Origin of the sequence: Saccharomonospora halophila 8, from assembly GCF_000383775.1 — a bacterium.
Taxonomy (GTDB): Bacteria; Actinomycetota; Actinomycetes; order Mycobacteriales; family Pseudonocardiaceae; genus Saccharomonospora; species Saccharomonospora halophila.
Genome location: NZ_KB912506.1, coordinates 109,083 through 126,842 on the forward strand (window position 1 = coordinate 109,083; position 17,760 = coordinate 126,842).

The following is a 17,760-nucleotide window of genomic DNA, read 5'->3' on the forward strand; positions in this document are numbered from 1 at the left end:
CGCCCCGCGGGCACCGGGTGTCGACCCCGCGGGGGCGGGTCAGTCGGGCCAGGCCGGGGGGCGCTTCTCCAGGAAGGCGGCCATGCCCTCGCGGGCACCGGGGAGGTGCGCGGCCGAGGCCATGACCTCCTGGGCCAGCGCATAGGCGTCGTCCTCGGGACGGTCGAGCTGGGCGTACAGGGTGCGCTTGCCGAGGGCCTTGCTCGCGCGGCTGCCGCGGGTGGCGCGGCCGAGCAGATCGGCGACGGCGTCGTCGAGGTCGTCGTCGGGCACCACCCGGTTCACCAGCCCCCACTCCCGTGCCGTGGCCGCGTCGACCGTGTCCCCGGTCAGCGCCATCTCCATCAGCCGTTTCCGGCCGACCGACCGCGCCACCGGCACGGCGGGCGTGTGGCAGAACCAGCCTCCCCTGCCGCCGGGCAGGGCGAAGCCCGCGGACTCGGCCGCCACCGCGAGATCGCACGAGGCGACCAGCTGACATCCGGCGGCCGTCGCGAGCCCGTGCACCCGGGCCAGCACCACCTGCGGTGCCGACCGCATCGCCCGCATCAGGTCGGTACACGTCCCCAGCAGCGCGCGCACGCCGGTGAGGTCCCGCTCGGCCACGTCACCGAAGTCGTGCCCGGCCGAGAACACCGGACCGGCACCCGCGAGCACGATCCCCGCCGCGTCCGTCTCCGCGGTCTCCCGGACCGCCCGCAGCAGCTCGCGCAGGTGCGGTTCGGACAGCGAGTTCCGCCGCCGCGGGCGGTTCATCGTGATCGTGACGGTGTCGTCCCGCCGCTGAACGAGGACGTGCTCGTACCCACCCATGCCCCGACGGTAGCCCGGCCGGGTGCCCGACCCAACCCTCGAACGTCCGATCCGGGCGTTCCGGTCCGTGGTGGGAGGTGGGCCGGCACCGCCGCCGTGCCCGTTAGGGTGGGTGGACGTGACCTGGAGTGTGTACGGAAGCTATCTCGTCGTCGTGATTCTCGTGGTGCTCGCGCCCGGACCCGACACGGTGGTCACCCTGAAGAACTCGTTCGCGGGTGGGTTTCGCGGCGGGCTGCTGGCCTCCTCCGGGGTCGCCGCCGGGCACCTCGTCCAGGGAACCGCGGTCGCCTTCGGACTCGGCGCCCTGATCGTGGGATCGCAGCCGGTCTTCACCACACTGCGCTGGCTCGGCGTGCTCTACCTGAGTTATCTCGGAATCCAGGCCATTCGATCGGCCTGGCGCGGCGACTACGACCGCCTCGACGAGGCGGGAGCCGGCGCGAGCGGGTTCCGGAGACTGCGCGAGGGCTTCCTGTCGAACGTGACCAACCCCAAGGTCCTCGCGCTGTACCTGTCCATCCTCCCGCAGTTCATCGACCCGGTCACCAGCACCACGGGCGACACCCTGCTGCTGGCCTACACGATGGCCGTGCTCGGCACCCTGTGGCTGGTGCTGCTGGTGCTGTTCGTCCACCGGGTCCGGGCCTGGATGCGGCGCAGAAGGGTGCGGCGCGGCCTGGACGTCGCCACCGGCACCACCCTCCTCGGCTTCGGCGTGGCCCTCGCCGCCGACGGCTGACGGCCTCGGACCGCCTCGGACCGCCGCAGAGGGCCTCAGACCGCCTCGTCGCCCGCCACCCGGTCCGAATCCGTGTCGACCCGGTCGACCCGGGCGCCCAGTCCACTCAGGTTCGCGAGGAAGTCCGGGTAGCCGCGGTCGATGTGGAAGACGTCCCATACCTGGGTGACACCCTCGGCACACAGGCCGGCGAGCACCAGCCCCGCGCCCGCGCGGATGTCCGAGGCCCACACGGGTGCGCTGGAGAGCTTGTCCACCCCGCGCACGACCGCGTGGTGGCCGTCGGTGCGCGCGTCCGCGCCGAGCCGGATCATCTCCTCGATGAACCGGAACCGTGCCTCGTAGACGTTCTCGGTGATCATCGACGTGCCCTCGGACACGGCCGACAGCGCCACGGCGAACGGTTGCAGGTCGGTGGCGAAGCCGGGATAGGGCAGGGTCACGAAATCCACCGACCGCGGCCTGCCGAGCATCTCGACGCGGAAACCCTTGTCGTCGAACGTGGTGATCTCCGCACCCGCCAGGCGCAGCTTCTCCAGCACCAGGTCGAGATGGTGCGGGTTGACGCCGGTGACCGTCACGTCCCCCTGGGTCATGGCGGCGGCGAAGGCCCAGGTGGCCCCGACGATCCGGTCCCCGATCACGTGGTGCTCGGTCGGGTGGAGGGTGTCCACCCCCTCCACGGTCAACGTGGACGTCCCGGCGCCCTCGATACGCGCGCCCATCTCGTTGAGCATCACGCACAGATCGATGATCTCCGGCTCCCGCGCCGCGTTGTCGATCACGGTGGTGCCCTCGGCGAGCACGGAGGCCATCAGAATGTTCTCCGTGGCGCCGACGCTCGGGAAGTCCAGCCAGATCTGGGCGCCGTGCAGCCGGTCGGCCTCGGCGACGACACAGCCGTGCTCGATGGCACTCGTGGCGCCCAGTTTGCGCAACCCGTTCTGGTGCATGTCGAGCGGCCGTGAACCGATGGCGTCCCCACCCGGCAGCGCCACCACGGCCTTCCTCAGCCTGCCGACGAGCGGGCCGAGCACGCAGACCGACGCCCGCAGCTTGCCCATCGCCGCGGTGTCCGCGTGGTGCGACAACTCGGCGGGCGTGGTGATCCGCGCCACGTCCCCCTCCGTCTCCACCGCGCACCCCACGCTGCGCAGCACGTCCGCCATCAGCGGGACGTCGAGGATCTGTGGACAGTTGCGGATCGTGGTCGTGCCCTCGGCGAGCAGGGCGGCGGCCATCAGCTTCAACACGCTGTTCTTGGCGCCGACAACCCCGACCTCGCCGACCAGACGCGCACCGCCGTACACGTCGAAGTGTTCGCTCATGGTGGCCCATCCTGCCCGGCGTGGTTCACCCCTGTGCGCTGGGGCACTCTTACGGCGGGAACGGTCACAACCCGGCAACGAGTGAAACGTCCGGACGTCCGGGGACGATAGTGGCCGCACCACGCCCGCCGCACCCCGATGTGGTGCGGATCCCGGACGAGGCCCGGTCCGTAGACTGCGGGACATGTCCGTACGGATCAACCGTGTCTACACCCGGGTCGGTGACAACGGCACCACCGCGCTCGGGGACGGCAGCCGCGTGCCGAAGACCCATCCCCGCCTCGGGGCCTACGCCGACGTCGACGAGACCAACTCCGTCCTCGGCGTCGCACTGGCCACCGGTAACCTCCCCGAGGAACTCGCGACCGTGCTCCGGTCCGTGCAGAACGACCTCTTCGACGTCGGCGCCGACTTCAGCACCCCCGTCGTGGAGAACCCCGAGTACCCGCCGCTGCGGGTGACCGAGGGCTACATCGAGCGCATCGAGGGCTGGTGCGACGAGTTCAACGAGCGCGTCGGGAAGCTCACCTCGTTCATCCTGCCGGGCGGTACCGCCGGTGCCGCCCTGCTGCACCAGGCGCGCACCGTCGCCCGGCGCGCGGAACGCTCCGGGTGGGCGTTGCTGGAGGCCGAGCCGGACACGAGCAACCCGCTCGCGGTGAAGTACCTGAACCGCCTGTCGGACCTGTTGTTCATCCTCGCCCGGGTCGCGAACCCGGACGGCGACGTCCTGTGGCGGCCCGGCGGCGAACACTGACCCGACCGGGCGGTCGCCCCCGGACGCCCCGAGGACGGGCGTCGCGGGGTCAACTGGCCCGCGGGACGCGGCGCCCCGGCGGAGAGGACTCGAGCCAGGAGAGAAAGCCGGTCAACGCGCCGGGGCCCATCGCGATCTCGACAGATTCCCGGTCGGTGGTCTCGCACCGCAACACCGTCGAACCGGTGGGGACGGCGTACGACTCGCTTCCGACCGGCTCCCGCCTGCCGGCGATCCGGAGGGAATCCCGGGGATAGATCCGGTCGGGACCGGTCCGCAGGCTCCAGACGCGGTACCAGAGGAACTCCTCACCCCGGTAACGGCCGATCCCCAGGTGCCACCCCGACCGCTCCCGGTCGGGGTCCCACCGGAGGGCGACACTGACACCGCCGTACTTGCGCATCCGCAGCCAGCGCAGCGCGTACCAGACGGCGACGACCAGCGACCCGAGCAGGAGCGCCAGGGCCAGTGTGCTGACGTCCATGGCACGCTCCCGCTCGTCGTCGCCGGGTCAGACCGATTGACCGGCCGCCCGGAGCCGCGCGGTCGCTCTCGCACGCTCGGCGTCGTCGGACTCGGCGAGCGCCGCACGCTCCCGGTCCACGTCGACCTCCTCACCGAGCTCCGCGGACTCGGCCAGCACGCTCACGCTGCCGCTCGTGACGGACAGGAAACCCCCGTGCACCGCGGCGGTGATCGTCTCGCCGTCGGTGGTGGTCACCTTCACGATGCCGCCTTCGACGAGCTGTCCGAGGACCGGCTCGTGCCCGGCCATCACACCGATCTCGCCCTCCGTCGTCTGCGCCACGACGAAACTGGCCGTGCCCGACCACAGGCGGCGTTCCACCGCCACCAGTTCGACCGACATCTCCGCCACGAAGTTCTCCTTCTCGTCCCGCGTTCCGCCCAGTGTAGCCGGGCGCACCGGCGCATCGGCACGCCGGTGAGACACGAACGACGGGGCACTTCCATCCCTGGAGGCGCCCCGCCGTCCGCGGAACTCACTTGCCGGTGATTTCCTTGTACTTCTTCTCGAGGTCCTCGAGACCGCCGATACCCAGGAACGCCTGCTCCGGGTAGTGGTCGAACTCGCCCTTGGTGATCTTGTCGAAGGCCTCGATCGTCTCCGACCGCGGCACGGTGGAGCCCGGCTGACCGGTGAACACCTCGGCGACGAGCATGTTCTGCGACAGGTACCGCTCGATGCGGCGGGCCCGGTTCACGGTGAGCTTGTCCTCCTCGGACAGCTCGTCCATACCGAGGATCGCGATGATGTCCTGCAGCTCCTTGTACTTCTGCAGGATCCGGATGACCTCGGAGGCGACCCGGTAGTGCTCGTCCCCGACGATCGCCGGGTCGAGGATGGTCGAGCTGGAGGCCAGCGGGTCCACCGCCGGGAAGATGCCCTTCTGGAACACCGACCGGGACAGCTCGGTGGTGGCGTCCAGGTGCGCGAACGTGGTCGCCGGGGCGGGGTCGGTGTAGTCGTCCGCCGGGACGTAGATCGCCTGCATCGAGGTGATCGACCGGCCCCGGGTGGAGGTGATCCGCTCCTGCAGCACACCCATCTCGTCGGCCAGGGTCGGCTGGTAGCCCACCGCCGACGGCATCCGGCCGAGCAGGGTGGAGACCTCCTGGCCCGCCTGGGTGAACCGGAAGATGTTGTCGATGAACAGCAGCACGTCCTGGTTCTGCACATCGCGGAAGTACTCCGCCATGGTCAGCGCGGACAGCGCCACCCGCAGACGGGTGCCCGGGGGCTCGTCCATCTGCCCGAAGACGAGCGCGGTGTCGTTGATGACGCCGTCCTCGCTCATCTCCAGGAACATGTCGGTGCCCTCACGGGTGCGCTCGCCGACACCCGCGAACACCGCACTACCACCGAAGTTCCGGGCGACACGGGTGATCATTTCCTTGATCAGCACCGTCTTGCCCACACCGGCGCCACCGAACAGACCGATCTTGCCGCCCTGGACGTACGGGGTGAGCAGGTCGATGACCTTCAGCCCGGTCTCCAGGATCTCGGTCTTGCCCTCAAGCTGGTCGAACGCCGGCGGGTTCCGGTGGATCGACCAGCGCTCCAGGTCGTCGCCGTAGCCGGGCTGGTCGAGGCACTGGCCGAGCGCGTTGTAGACGTGGCCCTTGACCTTCTCACCGACCGGCACCGAGATCGGGGCGCCGGTGTCGGTCACCTCGGCGCCACGGACCAGACCGTCCTGCGGCTGCAGCGAGATCGTGCGCACCAGGTTGTCCCCCAGATGCTGGGCGACCTCCAGCGTCACCGTCTTGCGCAGTTCCGAAAACTCGATATCGACCTTGAGAGCGTTGTTCAGCTCCGGGATCGAGCCGCGGGGGAACTCGACGTCGACGACCGGCCCGGTGACGGAGACGATCCGTCCCTTGGTTGCTGTGTCCTGCACGGCAGTCATGGCTTACACATCACTTCCTGTGGCGGCGAGTGCGTTGACCCCACCGACGATTTCGCTGATCTCCTGGGTGATCTGCGCCTGGCGGGCCTGGTTCGCCTGGCGGCTGTAGGTTTCGACGAGCTCACTGGCGTTGTCCGACGCCGACTTCATCGCGTTGCGCTGCGCCGCCAGCTCGGAGGCCGCCGATTCCAGCAGCGCGGCGAAGATCCGCGTGTTGATGTACTTCGGCAGGATCGCGCCCAGCAACTGGTCGGCGTTCGGCTCGAACTCGTACGCGGGCGGGATGCTCTCCTCCTGCGTGTACTCCACCTCGAGCGGGGCGATGCGCTTGGCCACCGGCGTCTGGGTGAGCATCGACCGGAACTCGGTGTAGACGATGTGCAGCTCGTCCACACCTCGCGCACCCTCGGCACCGGCCCCGTCCTCGGCGCCGGCCAGGAACTCGCCGACCAGCGTCTCGCCGACCTCGGCGGCGTTGGCGTAGGCCGGCTTCTGCGAGAAGCCGGTCCACTGCCCCGCGATCTCGCGGTTGCGGAAGGTGTAGTAGTTCACGCCCTTGTTGCCGATGACATAGAGCTGGGGTTGCTTTCCCTGCTCCCGCAGCAGTGCCAGCAGCTCCTCGGTGGCACGCAGCACGTTGGCGTTGTAGCCCCCGACCAGGCCCCGGTCACTGGTGACCACGAGGACCGCGACCCGTTCCGGGTTCGGCCGCTCGACCAGCAACGGATGGTCGAGGCTGGTCGACGCGCCCGCCAGCGCGGAGAGCACGTTGGTGATCTCCGAGGCGTACGGGCGCGCGGCCTCCACCCTCGCCTGCGCCTTGCTGATGCGCGACGTGGCGATGAGCTCCATCGCCTTGGTGATCTTCCCGATCGACTTGGTGGCCCGGACCTTCTGCCGGAGCTCACGGAGCTGCGCAGTCATGGGACGCCTACTTCTCCTGCTCGGCGGAGCGGTGCACCTTCACGGACTCCTGACCCACCTTGCCGGCGTCCATCGGATCGACCGACTCGTCGCCGACCAGGGAGGTGCCCTCCGAGGTGGTGAACTCCTTCTTGAACTCGTTCACCGCGGCGACCGTCCGGTCGGCCAGGTCGTCGGTCCACTGGCCCTTCTCCCGGATCTCGCTGAGCACCCCGGAGTCCCTGTGCCGGAGGTTGTCCAGGAACTCGCTGTTGAACCGGGCGGTGTCGTCGACGGGAACGTCGTCGTAATGTCCGTTGGTGCCCAGGTACACGGTCACGACCTGCTGCTCGACCGGAACCGGCGCGTACTGCGGCTGCTTGAGCAGCTCGTACAGCCGGGCACCACGGTCCAGCTGCGCCTTCGACGCGGCGTCCAGGTCCGAGGCGAACGCGGAGAACGCCTTGAGCTCCTCGTACTGGGACAGGTCGATCCGCAGCGACCCGGCGACCTTCTTCATCGCCTTGATCTGCGCGTCACCGCCGACCCGGGAGACCGAGGTGGTGACGTCGACCGCGGGCCGCTGCCCGGAGTTGAACAGGTCCGACTGGAAGAAGCACTGCCCGTCGGTGATCGAGATGACGTTGGTGGGGATGTAGGCCGAGATGTCGTTGGCCTTGGTCTCGATCACCGGCAGGCCGGTCAGCGAGCCACCACCCAGTTCGTCCGACAGCTTCGCGCACCGCTCCAGCAGGCGGGAGTGCAGGTAGAAGACGTCACCGGGGTAGGCCTCGCGGCCCGGCGGACGACGCAGCAGCAGCGAGATCGCACGGTAGGCCTCGGCCTGCTTGGTGAGGTCGTCGAACACGACCAGCACGTGCTTGCCGTCGTACATCCAGTGCTGTCCCAGCGCGGAGCCCGAGTACGGTGCCAGCCACTTGTAGCCCGCCGAATCCGACGCCGGCGCCGCGACGATGGTCGTGTACTCCATCGCGCCCGCGTCCTCCAGGGACTTGCGCACCGCCGCGATCGTCGAGCCCTTCTGGCCGATCGCCACGTAGATGCAGCGCACCTGCCTGGAGGGGTCGCCGCTCTCCCAGTTCTCCTTCTGGTTGATGATCGTGTCGACACAGACCGCCGTCTTGCCGGTCTTGCGGTCACCGATCACCAGCTGGCGCTGTCCCCGGCCGATCGGGGTCATCGAGTCGATCGCCGTGATGCCGGTCTGCAGCGGCTCGTCCACCGGCTGCCGTTCGACCACCGAGGCGGCCTGCAGCTCCAGCGCCCGGCGCTCGGTCGACTCGATGTCGCCCAGGCCGTCGATCGGCTTGCCGAGCGGGTCGATGACACGGCCGAGGAAGTTCTCCCCCACCGGGACCGACAGGATCCGGCCGGTGCGCTTGACCTCCTGGCCTTCCTCGATCGAGTTGAAGTCACCGAGGATGACGACACCGATCTGGCGCGGGTCGAGGTTCTGCGCGACGCCGAGGATGCCGCCGGGGAATTCCAGCAGCTCGTTGGCCATGGTGGACGGCAGCCCCTCGACGTGGGCCACACCGTCGCCGGTGTCGACGACGACGCCGACCTCTTCCCGGCTCACGTCCGGGGAATAACTCGAGACGTAGTTCTCGATCGCGTTGGCGACCTCATCCGAGGAGATCGTCAGCTCCGCCATGTCGTTCCCGCTCTCACTTCGTTCTTGCCAGTCTGCAAAGTATGTGTCATGTGCCCGGCCCGCTCATCCGGCGAGTTGCCTGCGCACGGCGTCCAACCTGCCGGCGGCGCTGCCGTCGATCACCTCGTCACCGACCCGCACGACCAGTCCCGCGCCGAGCTCCGGATCGAGCGCCACATGCAGGGCGATCGGCCGGTCGTACACCCGGCCCAGTTGTGCGGCCAGCCGTTCCCGCTGTTCGGCGGTCAGCTCGGTCGCACTGGTGACCCGGGCCACCGACCGGTCCCGGCGTGCCGCGGCCATCTCGACGAGGCCGTCGACACTCTCCGCGACGGAGCGCCCACCCGGCCGCAGCACCACCTGCTCCAGGAGCACCTTGCTGATCGGGTCGACCTTGTCGGCCACGAGCTGGCGGACCAACCCGCGTTTCGCCTCGGCGGAGGCCGACCGGTCGCCCAGCACACGCTCCAACTCCGGCCTGTTCACCAGGATACGGGCGAAGCGGAACACTTCGTCCTCGACGGTGCCGAGCTTGTCCGTCTTCTCCGCGCCGACGAGCAGCGCCGTACGGCCGAGGTACTCGACCCCGTCGAGGAGCTCACGGGGGTTCGACCAGCGGCTGCCGACCACGGTCCGCAGCACCGTCAGCGCCGGACCGGAGATCTTGTCCCGCAGCAGGGAATCGACCAGCCGCTTGCGGGCCTCCGGGTCCGTCGAGCCGTCCGAGACGGCACGGCGGAGCCCGCTCTCCCCGGTGAGCAGGTCCACCACGGAGAGCAGCTCTTCCCCGACGGCGGACGGATCGGAGCCCGCGTCGCCGAGCACCTCGTCGAGACGGTTCCCGGCGAAGTCCAGAGCCTCACGGCTCGCAGCATGCAGCGTCATCCAGCGACCTACTTCCTTGCTCCGGCCGAACCGTTGCCACTGGCTTCGAGCTCGTCGAGGAACCGGTCGACGGTGCCCCGGCGACGGGCCTCGTCCTCGAGCGACTCGCCGACGATGCGGCCGGCCAGAGTGACGGCGTTGCGCCCGAGCTCCTCGCGGAGTTCGGCCACCAGCTGGGCCCGCCGGGCCTGGAGCTGGGCCTCGCCCTGCGCGACGATCCGGCGCGCCTCCTCCTCGGCCTGCCCTCGCAGTTCCTCCCTGATCTGTTCGGCCTCCGCCCGCGCGTCGTCGCGGATCTTGGCGGCCTCACCACGGGCCTCGGCCAGCTGCGCCTTGTAGTGCGCCAGCGCCTGTTCGGCCTCGGCCTGAGCCTTCTCGGCCTTCTCGATGCCGCCCTCGATCTTGGCTGCCCGCTCCTCGTAGAGCTTCTCGAAGCGCGGCTTCACGAACTTCGTGATGACGAACAGCAGGAGGAGGAAAGCGACAAGACCGATGATGATCTCGGATACGTGCGGAAGAACCGGGTTGTACTCTTCCTGCGCCAGAATCATCGCCGTCTCCACTTCGTCTGGTTACTCACAGCGCCGGGTGGAACGACGTCAGCCGGCGAGGAAGAAGAGCACGAACCCGAGCAGTGCCAGCACCTCGACCAGGGCGAACGTGGTGAACGCGATGTTCATCAGTTTGCCCTGGGCCTCGGGCTGACGCGCGGTGCCGCTGATGACCGAGGAGAAGATCATCCCGACGCCGATACCACCACCGATGGCACCGAGGCCGTAGCCGATGACGGCCAGACCGGAGTTGATGTCGGTCTCGGCGGCCTGCTGGGCAAGAAGCATGGAGCTGCTCACGTGATTTCCCTTTCCAACTTCGTCCGTTCTCGGTGAACGGGGGATTTGCCTGGGTGTCGAAGGATCGCCACCTCCGCGTCGTTCGCGTCGGCGACTGCTCCACCGGGGAGGACTAGTGCGACTCGGCCAGCGCCGCCCCGATGTAGTTGGCCGACAACAACGCGAAGATGAACGCCTGGATCACCATGATCAGTGCCTCGATGAACGTCACCGCCAGCGAACCCGCGAACGAGAAGGCGGAGATCACGCTGAGGAAGCCACCACCGTGCAGCAGCAGGTACTCCGCGGAGACCGCGAACAGCATGATGAGCAGGTGGCCCGCGAACATCGCGGCGAACACCCGGATCGCCAGCGTGATCGGGTTCATGATGAACTTCGTGAAGAACTCGATCGGGGCCAGCAGGAGATACACCGGCTTCGGCGCCCCCGGCGGGAACAGCTGGTTCTTCAGGTATGCCCCGACCCCGTGCTTGCGGATTCCCGCGTAGTGGTAGACGGGGTAGACCACCAGCACCGAGAGCGCGAGCGGGAACCCGATGTGCGACATCGTCGGGAACTGCAGGATCGGCACGAGTCCGAACAGGTTGTTCACCAGGATGAAGGTGAACAGGGTCAGGATCAGGGGGACGAAGCGGAGGAACTCGCCCGCGCCGATCTGTTCCCGCGCGATGTTGTTACGTCCGAAGTCGTAGAGGGACTCGGCGAGGAACTGGCCCTTGCCCGGTACCACGCTCATCTTCCGGGTGGTCAGCAGGAAGAAGCCTGCGATGATGACCACCGACAGCACGACGAGCACCATGGGCTTGGTGATCCCGGCGAAGATCGGCGGCAGATCGAAGGCCTCCGCCGTCGGCGGCGTGAATTCGTCACCCGCGGCTCGTACCAGCGCGCCCAACTGGGCTCCTTCCGGTTCTCCCGGCCGGCGTTCACTCCGCCGGGGGAATCGTCACAAACCTGGACTTAACGTACCGGATACGACTCCGGCACCGTGCAGGGCATCCCCCGCACGGGGATGGGACCTGGCGCGGACCCTACCAGGAGCATCCGGCAAGCCGTACGCCCGTACTCCTGATTCGTCCCGATCGACGGCGTCGCCGCCTCTCTCACTCCATGGAGTGAGATGACGGGGCCGACCGGGTGGTGGGCACGACGATCGTCGGTGTGCGTGTGCGCAGGAACGCGACGACCTCCCCGGCCGCCCATGCCACCACGGCGACCAGCATGCCGAACGCCAGAGCGGGACCACTGACCGTGTCCACGTCGTCGAGCAGCAGCATGACCAGCAGCAACATCGCCATCTTCACCCCGTAGCCACCGAGGGCGAATCCCGGCAGCGCGTTCACGGGTCGCCGCGCGGCCAGCCGCATCATCACGAGGGTGACCAGCGCCGAACCGAAGCCCAGCACCACCCCGAACCCGGCGCCGGCGAGCCCCGGCCCGCCCGCCACGAGAGTGGCGATCGCCACAGTGATCAGCGACGTCGGCACGGCCAGCCACAACCCCCAGCGCAGCATCGCCGCGGCCAGCGCGTACACCGACCGCGCGTGCTCGGCACGTACCTCGGCGTCGGTGTCCCGGTCCCGGGTCACCGCGTCGTCGGCTCCGCTCACGTCGGGCACCCCGCTCGTTCCACTCGTCGCTGTCGTCCGCTCACCCGTGTCGCTCCAGACTAGGCCGGATCCCGTGCGCGTTGCCGTCTCAACCGCGGAACGAGCGACACCGCCGCCGCGGCCAGGAGACCCGCGCAGGTGAGCCAGAACACGGCGGCGGTGTCGAACAGGGTCACCGCGACGGCGCCGAAGGCCAGCAGTCCCGCCCACAGGTAGATCAGCAGCACCGCCCGCCGCTGGGAGTGCCCGATCTCCAGCAGCCGGTGGTGCAGATGCATCTTGTCGGCCGCGAACGGGCTCTCCCCCCGTCGGGTGCGCCGTACGACGGCGAGGATGAGGTCCAGCAACGGCAGGAACAGCACCGCGGCCACCACGAACAACGGGGACAGCAGGGCCACCACGTCGGTGGCGTCGAAGGAGCTGTAGTTGATCCGGCCGGAGGCGGACGTGCTCGCGGCCGCGAGCATCAGCCCGATCATCATCGAACCGGAGTCCCCCATGAAGATCCGTGCGGGCTGGAAGTTGTGCGGCAGGAACCCCAGGCACGCCCCCGCGAGTGTGGCGGCGATCAGCGCGGGCGGGTAGGTGCCGACGTCGCCGCCGGAGGAGGCCAGCAACCCGAGTGAGAAGGCGCACGTGGCCGCCGCGGCGATGAAGCCGAGTCCGCTCGCGAGCCCGTCCAGCCCGTCCACGAAGTTCATCGCGTTGACCATGACCACCACGAGCACGACGGCCAGCAGGCCGCCCTGGTTGCGGTCGAACATGAGCACCTGACCGAGTGCGTCCGGGTCGCCTCCCCAGGGAACCCACAGCGACACCCACTGCACCCCGAAGAGCACGAGAATGCCCGCACACATCACCTGGCCCGCGAGCTTGGTCCAGGCGTCGAGTTCGAACCGGTCGTCCAGTGCGCCGATCAGGACGATGACCCCGCCTCCGATGAGGACGGCGACCGGGTCGTAGGAGTACTCGAACGCGCGCCGCAACACCGGGAGCTGGTGGGCCATCGCCATGCCACCCAGCACACCGAAGTACATCGCGACTCCGCCCATGCGGGGCATCGGCGCCACGTGCACGTCCCGCTTGCGGGGGACGGCGACGGCTCTCACCCGCACGGCGAACCGCCGCACCACGGCGGTGAGCAGAAAGGTCAGGACGGCCGAGACGAGCCCCACGAGCACGTACTCGCGGATGGGCAGCCCGGCGGACACGGCGGAGTTCACGACGGACTCAACTCCGACGGGCGACGGGTGAAGGGAACACGGCCCGTAACGCTATCGCCACCCTGCACGGTCACCGAGCCGGGCCGACCTCGACGCCCAGCACCTCGGACACCGCGGCGGCCGTCACCGGCCCCTCCCGCAGCATCACCGGTCGCGACCCGGTGAGGTCCACGATCGTCGACGCCACCGGTTCGCCACTGGGACCACCGTCGAGGTAGACGGCGACCGAGTCGCCGAGCTGGTCGCTCGCCTCCCGCGCCGTCGCCGCGGGGGGCATCCCGGAGACGTTGGCGCTGGAGACCGCCATCGGCCCGACCTCACGCAGCAGTTCGAGGGCGACCGGGTGCAGCGGCATCCGCAGCATGACCGTCCCTCGTGTGGAACCGAGGTCCCACTGCAGGCTGGGTGCGTGCGGCAGCACGAGGGAGAGGTCACCGGGCCAGAACGCCTCGATCAACGCGCGGGCCTCGCGCGAGACCCCCAGCACCAGCCCATCCACTGTGGACCACGAACCGACGAGGACGCCGACCGGCATGTCCGGCCCACGCCGCTTGGCCCGCAGCAGTGCCCGCACCGCGGCGGAGTCGAAGGCGTCCGCCCCGATCCCGTACACCGTGTCGGTCGGCAGGACGACGAGCCTGCCCGAACGCACCGCCGCGGCGGCCGCCTTCAGTCCCTCCGCACGGGCGGCCGGATCGTCACACTCGTACACCGCGCTCATGCCGACCAAGCCTAGCGATCCGGTTCCGGGCCCCCGCGTGCCGTGTCCCGCGACGCGGCGCGGGCACCACCGGGACCGGACGCGGTCGACTCACACCCGGCGTGCGGTGACGAACCGGGGACGTCCGGGGAGGTCGGTGTGCTCGGTGACGTCGGTCAGCACCGACCGGGCCAGGAGCAACGGCGGCACCGTGCGCGCGTGGGTGTCGTCGTGCTCGATCGCCATCCCCCCGCCCGGGCGCAGCAGCCGCGTCGCCATCGCCACGACGTCGCGGATCACGTCCAGGCCGCCGCCCGCGGCGAACACCGCCGCAGGCGGGTCGAACCCGGCCACCTCCGGGGGCACCGGCGTGCCCTCGGGGACGTACGGCGGATTGCACAGCACCAGGTCGACGAGCCCGTCCAGTTCCGCGAACACGGAGGGGTCACCCACGTCCCCGGAGTACAACCGGATCGGGGTGTCGCCCTCCCGCGCCCGTGCGTCGGCGTTGTGCCGCGCCCATTCGAGCGCGTCCGGGTCGTTGTCCAGCGCGTACACGACGGCGTCGGGACGGGCGTGTGCGGCGGCCAGGGCCAGGGCCCCCGACCCGGTACACAGGTCCACCACCACCGGGTACCGGCGTTCGGCGATCAGGCGCAGCCCCCAGTCGAGCAGGAGCTCGGTCTCCGGACGGGGAACGAACACACCGGCACCGACCTCCACGGTGATGCCGCCCATCGCGGCGTGGCCGAGCAGATACTGCAACGGCACCCGGCGTGCCCGGCGTGCGACCAGATCGTGGATCGCCTCCACGACGGGCGGATCCACCAACGGGATGAGCGGGAGTCTGCCGCGTTCGACGTCGAGCACGTGGGCGGCGATCAGCTCCGCGTCCGTGCGGGCCGATTCCACCCCCGCCTGTTCGAGGGTCCGCGTCGCCTCCAGGATCGCCAGTCGCAGTGCCAGTCTTCGCACGCACACAGCTTGTCACGCGCCCGCGCGTGCTCCTCCGGCGCACCGGGGGACGGCACCGGCCGTGCTCACACCCCGGAGTCGGCCATGCGCTCGGCCCGGTCGGCGGCGCGCAGGGCGTCGAGCACGCCGGTCAGGTCGCCTTCGAGGACCTGGTCCAGGTTGTAGGCCTTGTAGTTGATCCGGTGGTCGGAGATGCGGTTCTCCGGGAAGTTGTAGGTGCGCACCCGCTCCGAGCGGTCGACGGTGCGCACCTGGGAACGGCGGTCCTCCGCGGCCCTGGCCTCGGCCTCCTCCTCGGCCATGGCCTGCAACCGCGCGTGCAGGACCCGGATGGCCCGGGCGCGGTTCTGGATCTGGGACTTCTCGTTCTGACAGGAGACCACGACGCCGGTCGGCAGGTGGGTCACGCGGATCGCGGAGTCGGTGGTGTTCACGCTCTGCCCGCCCGGGCCGGACGAGCGGAACGCGTCGATCCGGAGGTCGTTCAGGTCGAGTTCCACCTCGATTTCCTCCGGCTCGGGGTAGACGAGCACCCCCGCCGCGGAGGTGTGGATGCGGCCCTGCGACTCGGTGGCGGGCACGCGCTGGACCCGGTGCACCCCGCCCTCGAACTTCATCCTGGCCCAGACGCCGTCGGCCTCGGTGCTCCGGCTCTTCAGCGACACCGTCACGTCCTTGTACCCACCGAGCTCGGACTCCGTGGCGTCCAGGACCTCGGCCTTCCACCCCTCCCGCTCGGCGTAGCGCAGATACATCCGCAGCAGATCCCCCGCGAACAGGGCGGACTCCTCGCCGCCCTCCCCCGACTTGATCTCCATGACCACGTCGGAGGCGTCGTGCGGATCGCGGGGCAGCAACAGCTCGGTGAGCCGGGATTCGAGGGCGGGCACCGTCCGCGCCAGCTGATCGGCCTCCTCGGCGAACGAGTCGTCCTCCGCGGCCAGCTCGCGCGCGGTCCCCAGGTCCGACCGCGCGGTCTCCAACTCGTTCAGTGTCTTCACCACGGGCGCCAGTTCGGCGTAGCGACGCCCCAGCCTGCGGGCGCGGGTCTGGTCGGCGTGGACGGCCGGGTCCGCGAGCTGCTGTTCCAGTTCGGCGTACTCGTCGAGCAGCGTACGCAGTGAGCTCGAATCCACGGCCCCACCTTCCTCGTGCCGGCTCTCCGGGTCAGTAAGGAAAACGGCGCCCGCTCCCGGCCGCGTCGCGGGGCGGGAGCGGGCGCCGTCGTCGGAGCTACTGGTCGTTCGAACCCTTGCCACGACGCTTGCCGTACCGGGCCTCGAACCGGGCCACGCGGCCGCCGGTGTCCAGGATCTTCTGCTTGCCCGTGTAGAACGGGTGGCACGCGGAGCAGATCTCGACCTGGATCGAGCCGGTCTCACTGGTGCTCCGGGTGGTGAAGCTGTTACCGCAACCGCACGTGACCGTGGTGGTCACGTAGTCGGGGTGAATACCGCTCTTCATGGTGTCCTCTCTGGAGATGGCGCCGGATCCCCGGGACGCCGGAACGGGCGTGCCGGGGTGAACCGGTGCCGGACGTGTAGCGGAACAAGTCTGCCAGACGGATCCAACGTTCCCGCCGGGACCCGTATTCCGGGTACCCGGCGGAAACCCTCGCCGCACCCTCCCCGGGGGAGGTCAGTCCTCCTCCGTACCGGGTGTGGTCTTGGAGACCTGCATCAGGAACTCGGCGTTCGTCTTCGTCTTGCGCAGCCGGTCCAGCAGGAGGTCGATCGCCTGCTGCGTGTCCAGCGCGTGCAGCACCCGGTGCAGCTTGTGGGTCACGCCGAGCTCGTCCGGCGAAAGCAGCAGCTCCTCCTTCCGGGTACCGGAGGGATTGACGTCCACCGCGGGGAACACGCGCCGCTCGGCGATCTTGCGGTCCAGCTTGAGCTCGGCGTTGCCGGTGCCCTTGAACTCCTCGAAGATCACCGTGTCGCCCGTGGATCCCGTCTCCACCATCGCCGTGGCGAAAATGGTCAGCGACCCGCCACCCTCGATGTTGCGCGCCGCGCCGAGGAACCGCTTCGGCGGGAAGAGCGCCGTGGAATCCACACCACCGGACAGGATCCGGCCGGACGCCGGTGCGGCCAGGTTGTAGGCCCGGCCGAGACGGGTGATCGAGTCGAGCAGCACCACCACGTCGTGCCCCATCTCGACCAGCCGCTTGGCCCGCTCGATGGACAGCTCGGCCACCGAGGTGTGGTCCGACGGGGGACGGTCGAACGTCGAGGCGATCACCTCGCCGTTGACCGACCGCTGCATGTCGGTGACCTCTTCGGGCCGCTCGTCCACGAGCACGACCATCAGGTGGCACTCGGGGTTGTTCGTGGTGATCGCGTTCGCGACGTCCTGCATGATCGTCGTCTTGCCCGCCTTCGGCGGGGACACGATCAGCGCACGCTGCCCCTTGCCGACCGGCATCACCAGGTCGATGACCCGGGTGGTCATCTTGTTCGGCGTGGTCTCCAGCCGCAGTCGCTCGTTGGGGTAGAGCGGGGTCAGCTTGTGGAACTCGGCCCGCTTCTTCGCGACGTCCGCGTCGAGGCCGTTGACCGAGTCCACCCGCACGAGCGGGTTGAACTTCTGCCGCTGCTGTTCGCCCTCCCGCGGCTGCCGGACCACCCCGGTGATCGCGTCACCGCGGCGCAGCCCGTGCTTGCGCACCAGCGACATCGAGACATAGACGTCGTTCTGTCCGGGCAGATACCCCGAGGTGCGCACGAACGCGTAGTTCTCCAGCACGTCGAGGATCCCGGCGACGGGGAGCAGGACGTCGTCCTCGCGGACGTCGGTGTCGGTGCCACCGCCGCCCTCGCCGCGGCCACGACGCTTGCGGTCGCGGTACCGGCGGCCGCGGCGGCCACCG

The 17,760-nt window shown here is 69.5% G+C and carries 20 protein-coding genes; 2 read left to right on the top strand and 18 right to left on the bottom strand.

All coding sequences use genetic code 11. The annotated features are described in order from the left end of the window. Window positions 1-39: 39 nt before the first annotated feature. On the bottom strand, window positions 40-813 hold the full coding sequence (locus tag SACHA_RS0106575) for an enoyl-CoA hydratase-related protein (protein ID WP_019808160.1): 774 nt from the start codon (window positions 811-813) through the stop codon (window positions 40-42). A gap of 118 nt (window positions 814-931) precedes the next feature. Here SACHA_RS0106575 and SACHA_RS0106580 point away from each other — a divergent pair, with 118 nt between their 5' ends. After that, on the top strand, window positions 932-1,555 hold the full coding sequence (locus SACHA_RS0106580) for a LysE family translocator (protein ID WP_028662950.1): 624 nt from the start codon (window positions 932-934) through the stop codon (window positions 1,553-1,555). A gap of 35 nt (window positions 1,556-1,590) precedes the next feature. Here the strand turns inward: SACHA_RS0106580 and murA are convergent, their stop codons facing one another. Next, entirely contained in the window at window positions 1,591-2,883 is a 1,293-nt protein-coding gene (murA, locus tag SACHA_RS0106585; protein WP_019808164.1) for a UDP-N-acetylglucosamine 1-carboxyvinyltransferase, read from the bottom strand. A 184-nt stretch (window positions 2,884-3,067) separates the two neighbouring features. Between murA and SACHA_RS0106590 the strand changes: the two genes are divergently transcribed. Continuing rightward, window positions 3,068-3,640 (top strand): cob(I)yrinic acid a,c-diamide adenosyltransferase, encoded by a 573-nt coding sequence (locus SACHA_RS0106590; protein WP_019808166.1) that lies wholly within the window; start codon window positions 3,068-3,070, stop codon window positions 3,638-3,640. Window positions 3,641-3,689: 49 nt separating this feature from the next. Here the strand turns inward: SACHA_RS0106590 and SACHA_RS0106595 are convergent, their stop codons facing one another. The 16 genes from SACHA_RS0106595 to rho all read right to left on the bottom strand — a co-directional run. Further along, complete coding sequence (locus SACHA_RS0106595) at window positions 3,690-4,124, bottom strand: DUF2550 domain-containing protein (protein WP_019808168.1); 435 nt, start codon at window positions 4,122-4,124, stop codon at window positions 3,690-3,692. A 27-nt stretch (window positions 4,125-4,151) separates the two neighbouring features. Beyond that, window positions 4,152-4,517 carry a F0F1 ATP synthase subunit epsilon gene (locus tag SACHA_RS0106600; protein ID WP_019808170.1) on the bottom strand — a complete coding sequence of 122 codons (366 nt, stop codon included), beginning with the start codon at window positions 4,515-4,517 and terminating at the stop codon, window positions 4,152-4,154. A gap of 124 nt (window positions 4,518-4,641) precedes the next feature. Continuing rightward, window positions 4,642-6,069, bottom strand: coding sequence for a F0F1 ATP synthase subunit beta (gene atpD / locus SACHA_RS0106605; RefSeq protein ID WP_019808171.1), 1,428 nt, complete (start codon window positions 6,067-6,069; stop codon window positions 4,642-4,644). 3 nt (window positions 6,070-6,072) lie between these two features. Continuing rightward, window positions 6,073-6,993 carry a F0F1 ATP synthase subunit gamma gene (locus tag SACHA_RS0106610; RefSeq protein WP_019808172.1) on the bottom strand — a complete coding sequence of 307 codons (921 nt, stop codon included), beginning with the start codon at window positions 6,991-6,993 and terminating at the stop codon, window positions 6,073-6,075. Window positions 6,994-7,000: 7 nt separating this feature from the next. After that, window positions 7,001-8,647, bottom strand: coding sequence for a F0F1 ATP synthase subunit alpha (gene atpA / locus SACHA_RS0106615; RefSeq protein ID WP_019808173.1), 1,647 nt, complete (start codon window positions 8,645-8,647; stop codon window positions 7,001-7,003). Between the two features lie 63 nt (window positions 8,648-8,710). Continuing rightward, complete coding sequence (locus SACHA_RS0106620) at window positions 8,711-9,532, bottom strand: F0F1 ATP synthase subunit delta (RefSeq protein ID WP_019808174.1); 822 nt, start codon at window positions 9,530-9,532, stop codon at window positions 8,711-8,713. Window positions 9,533-9,540: 8 nt separating this feature from the next. Further along, window positions 9,541-10,083: a F0F1 ATP synthase subunit B gene (locus tag SACHA_RS0106625; protein WP_028662951.1), complete on the bottom strand. Its 543-nt coding sequence runs from the start codon at window positions 10,081-10,083 to the stop codon at window positions 9,541-9,543. A 48-nt stretch (window positions 10,084-10,131) separates the two neighbouring features. Continuing rightward, window positions 10,132-10,371, bottom strand: coding sequence for an ATP synthase F0 subunit C (locus tag SACHA_RS0106630; RefSeq protein ID WP_019808176.1), 240 nt, complete (start codon window positions 10,369-10,371; stop codon window positions 10,132-10,134). A 124-nt stretch (window positions 10,372-10,495) separates the two neighbouring features. Continuing rightward, window positions 10,496-11,278 carry a F0F1 ATP synthase subunit A gene (gene atpB, locus SACHA_RS0106635; protein ID WP_019808178.1) on the bottom strand — a complete coding sequence of 261 codons (783 nt, stop codon included), beginning with the start codon at window positions 11,276-11,278 and terminating at the stop codon, window positions 10,496-10,498. A gap of 208 nt (window positions 11,279-11,486) precedes the next feature. Continuing rightward, complete coding sequence (locus SACHA_RS0106640) at window positions 11,487-12,002, bottom strand: hypothetical protein (protein WP_019808180.1); 516 nt, start codon at window positions 12,000-12,002, stop codon at window positions 11,487-11,489. Between the two features lie 50 nt (window positions 12,003-12,052). Beyond that, window positions 12,053-13,216 (bottom strand): MraY family glycosyltransferase, encoded by a 1,164-nt coding sequence (locus SACHA_RS0106645; protein ID WP_019808183.1) that lies wholly within the window; start codon window positions 13,214-13,216, stop codon window positions 12,053-12,055. A 70-nt stretch (window positions 13,217-13,286) separates the two neighbouring features. Then, window positions 13,287-13,937 carry an L-threonylcarbamoyladenylate synthase gene (locus tag SACHA_RS0106650; protein WP_019808184.1) on the bottom strand — a complete coding sequence of 217 codons (651 nt, stop codon included), beginning with the start codon at window positions 13,935-13,937 and terminating at the stop codon, window positions 13,287-13,289. Window positions 13,938-14,027: 90 nt separating this feature from the next. Beyond that, window positions 14,028-14,891, bottom strand: a complete 864-nt coding sequence (gene prmC, locus SACHA_RS0106655) for a peptide chain release factor N(5)-glutamine methyltransferase (RefSeq protein ID WP_019808186.1) — start codon at window positions 14,889-14,891, stop codon at window positions 14,028-14,030. A 65-nt stretch (window positions 14,892-14,956) separates the two neighbouring features. Beyond that, on the bottom strand, window positions 14,957-16,027 hold the full coding sequence (gene prfA / locus SACHA_RS0106660; RefSeq protein WP_019808189.1) for a peptide chain release factor 1: 1,071 nt from the start codon (window positions 16,025-16,027) through the stop codon (window positions 14,957-14,959). Between the two features lie 97 nt (window positions 16,028-16,124). After that, the gene (gene rpmE / locus SACHA_RS0106665; protein ID WP_007023390.1) at window positions 16,125-16,355 is read right to left on the bottom strand and encodes a 50S ribosomal protein L31; all 231 of its coding nucleotides are present in this window, start codon (window positions 16,353-16,355) and stop codon (window positions 16,125-16,127) included. A gap of 174 nt (window positions 16,356-16,529) precedes the next feature. Further along, window positions 16,530-17,760: transcription termination factor Rho (gene rho, locus SACHA_RS20660; RefSeq protein ID WP_019808192.1), on the bottom strand; the 1,231-nt coding region annotated here is incomplete at its 5' end.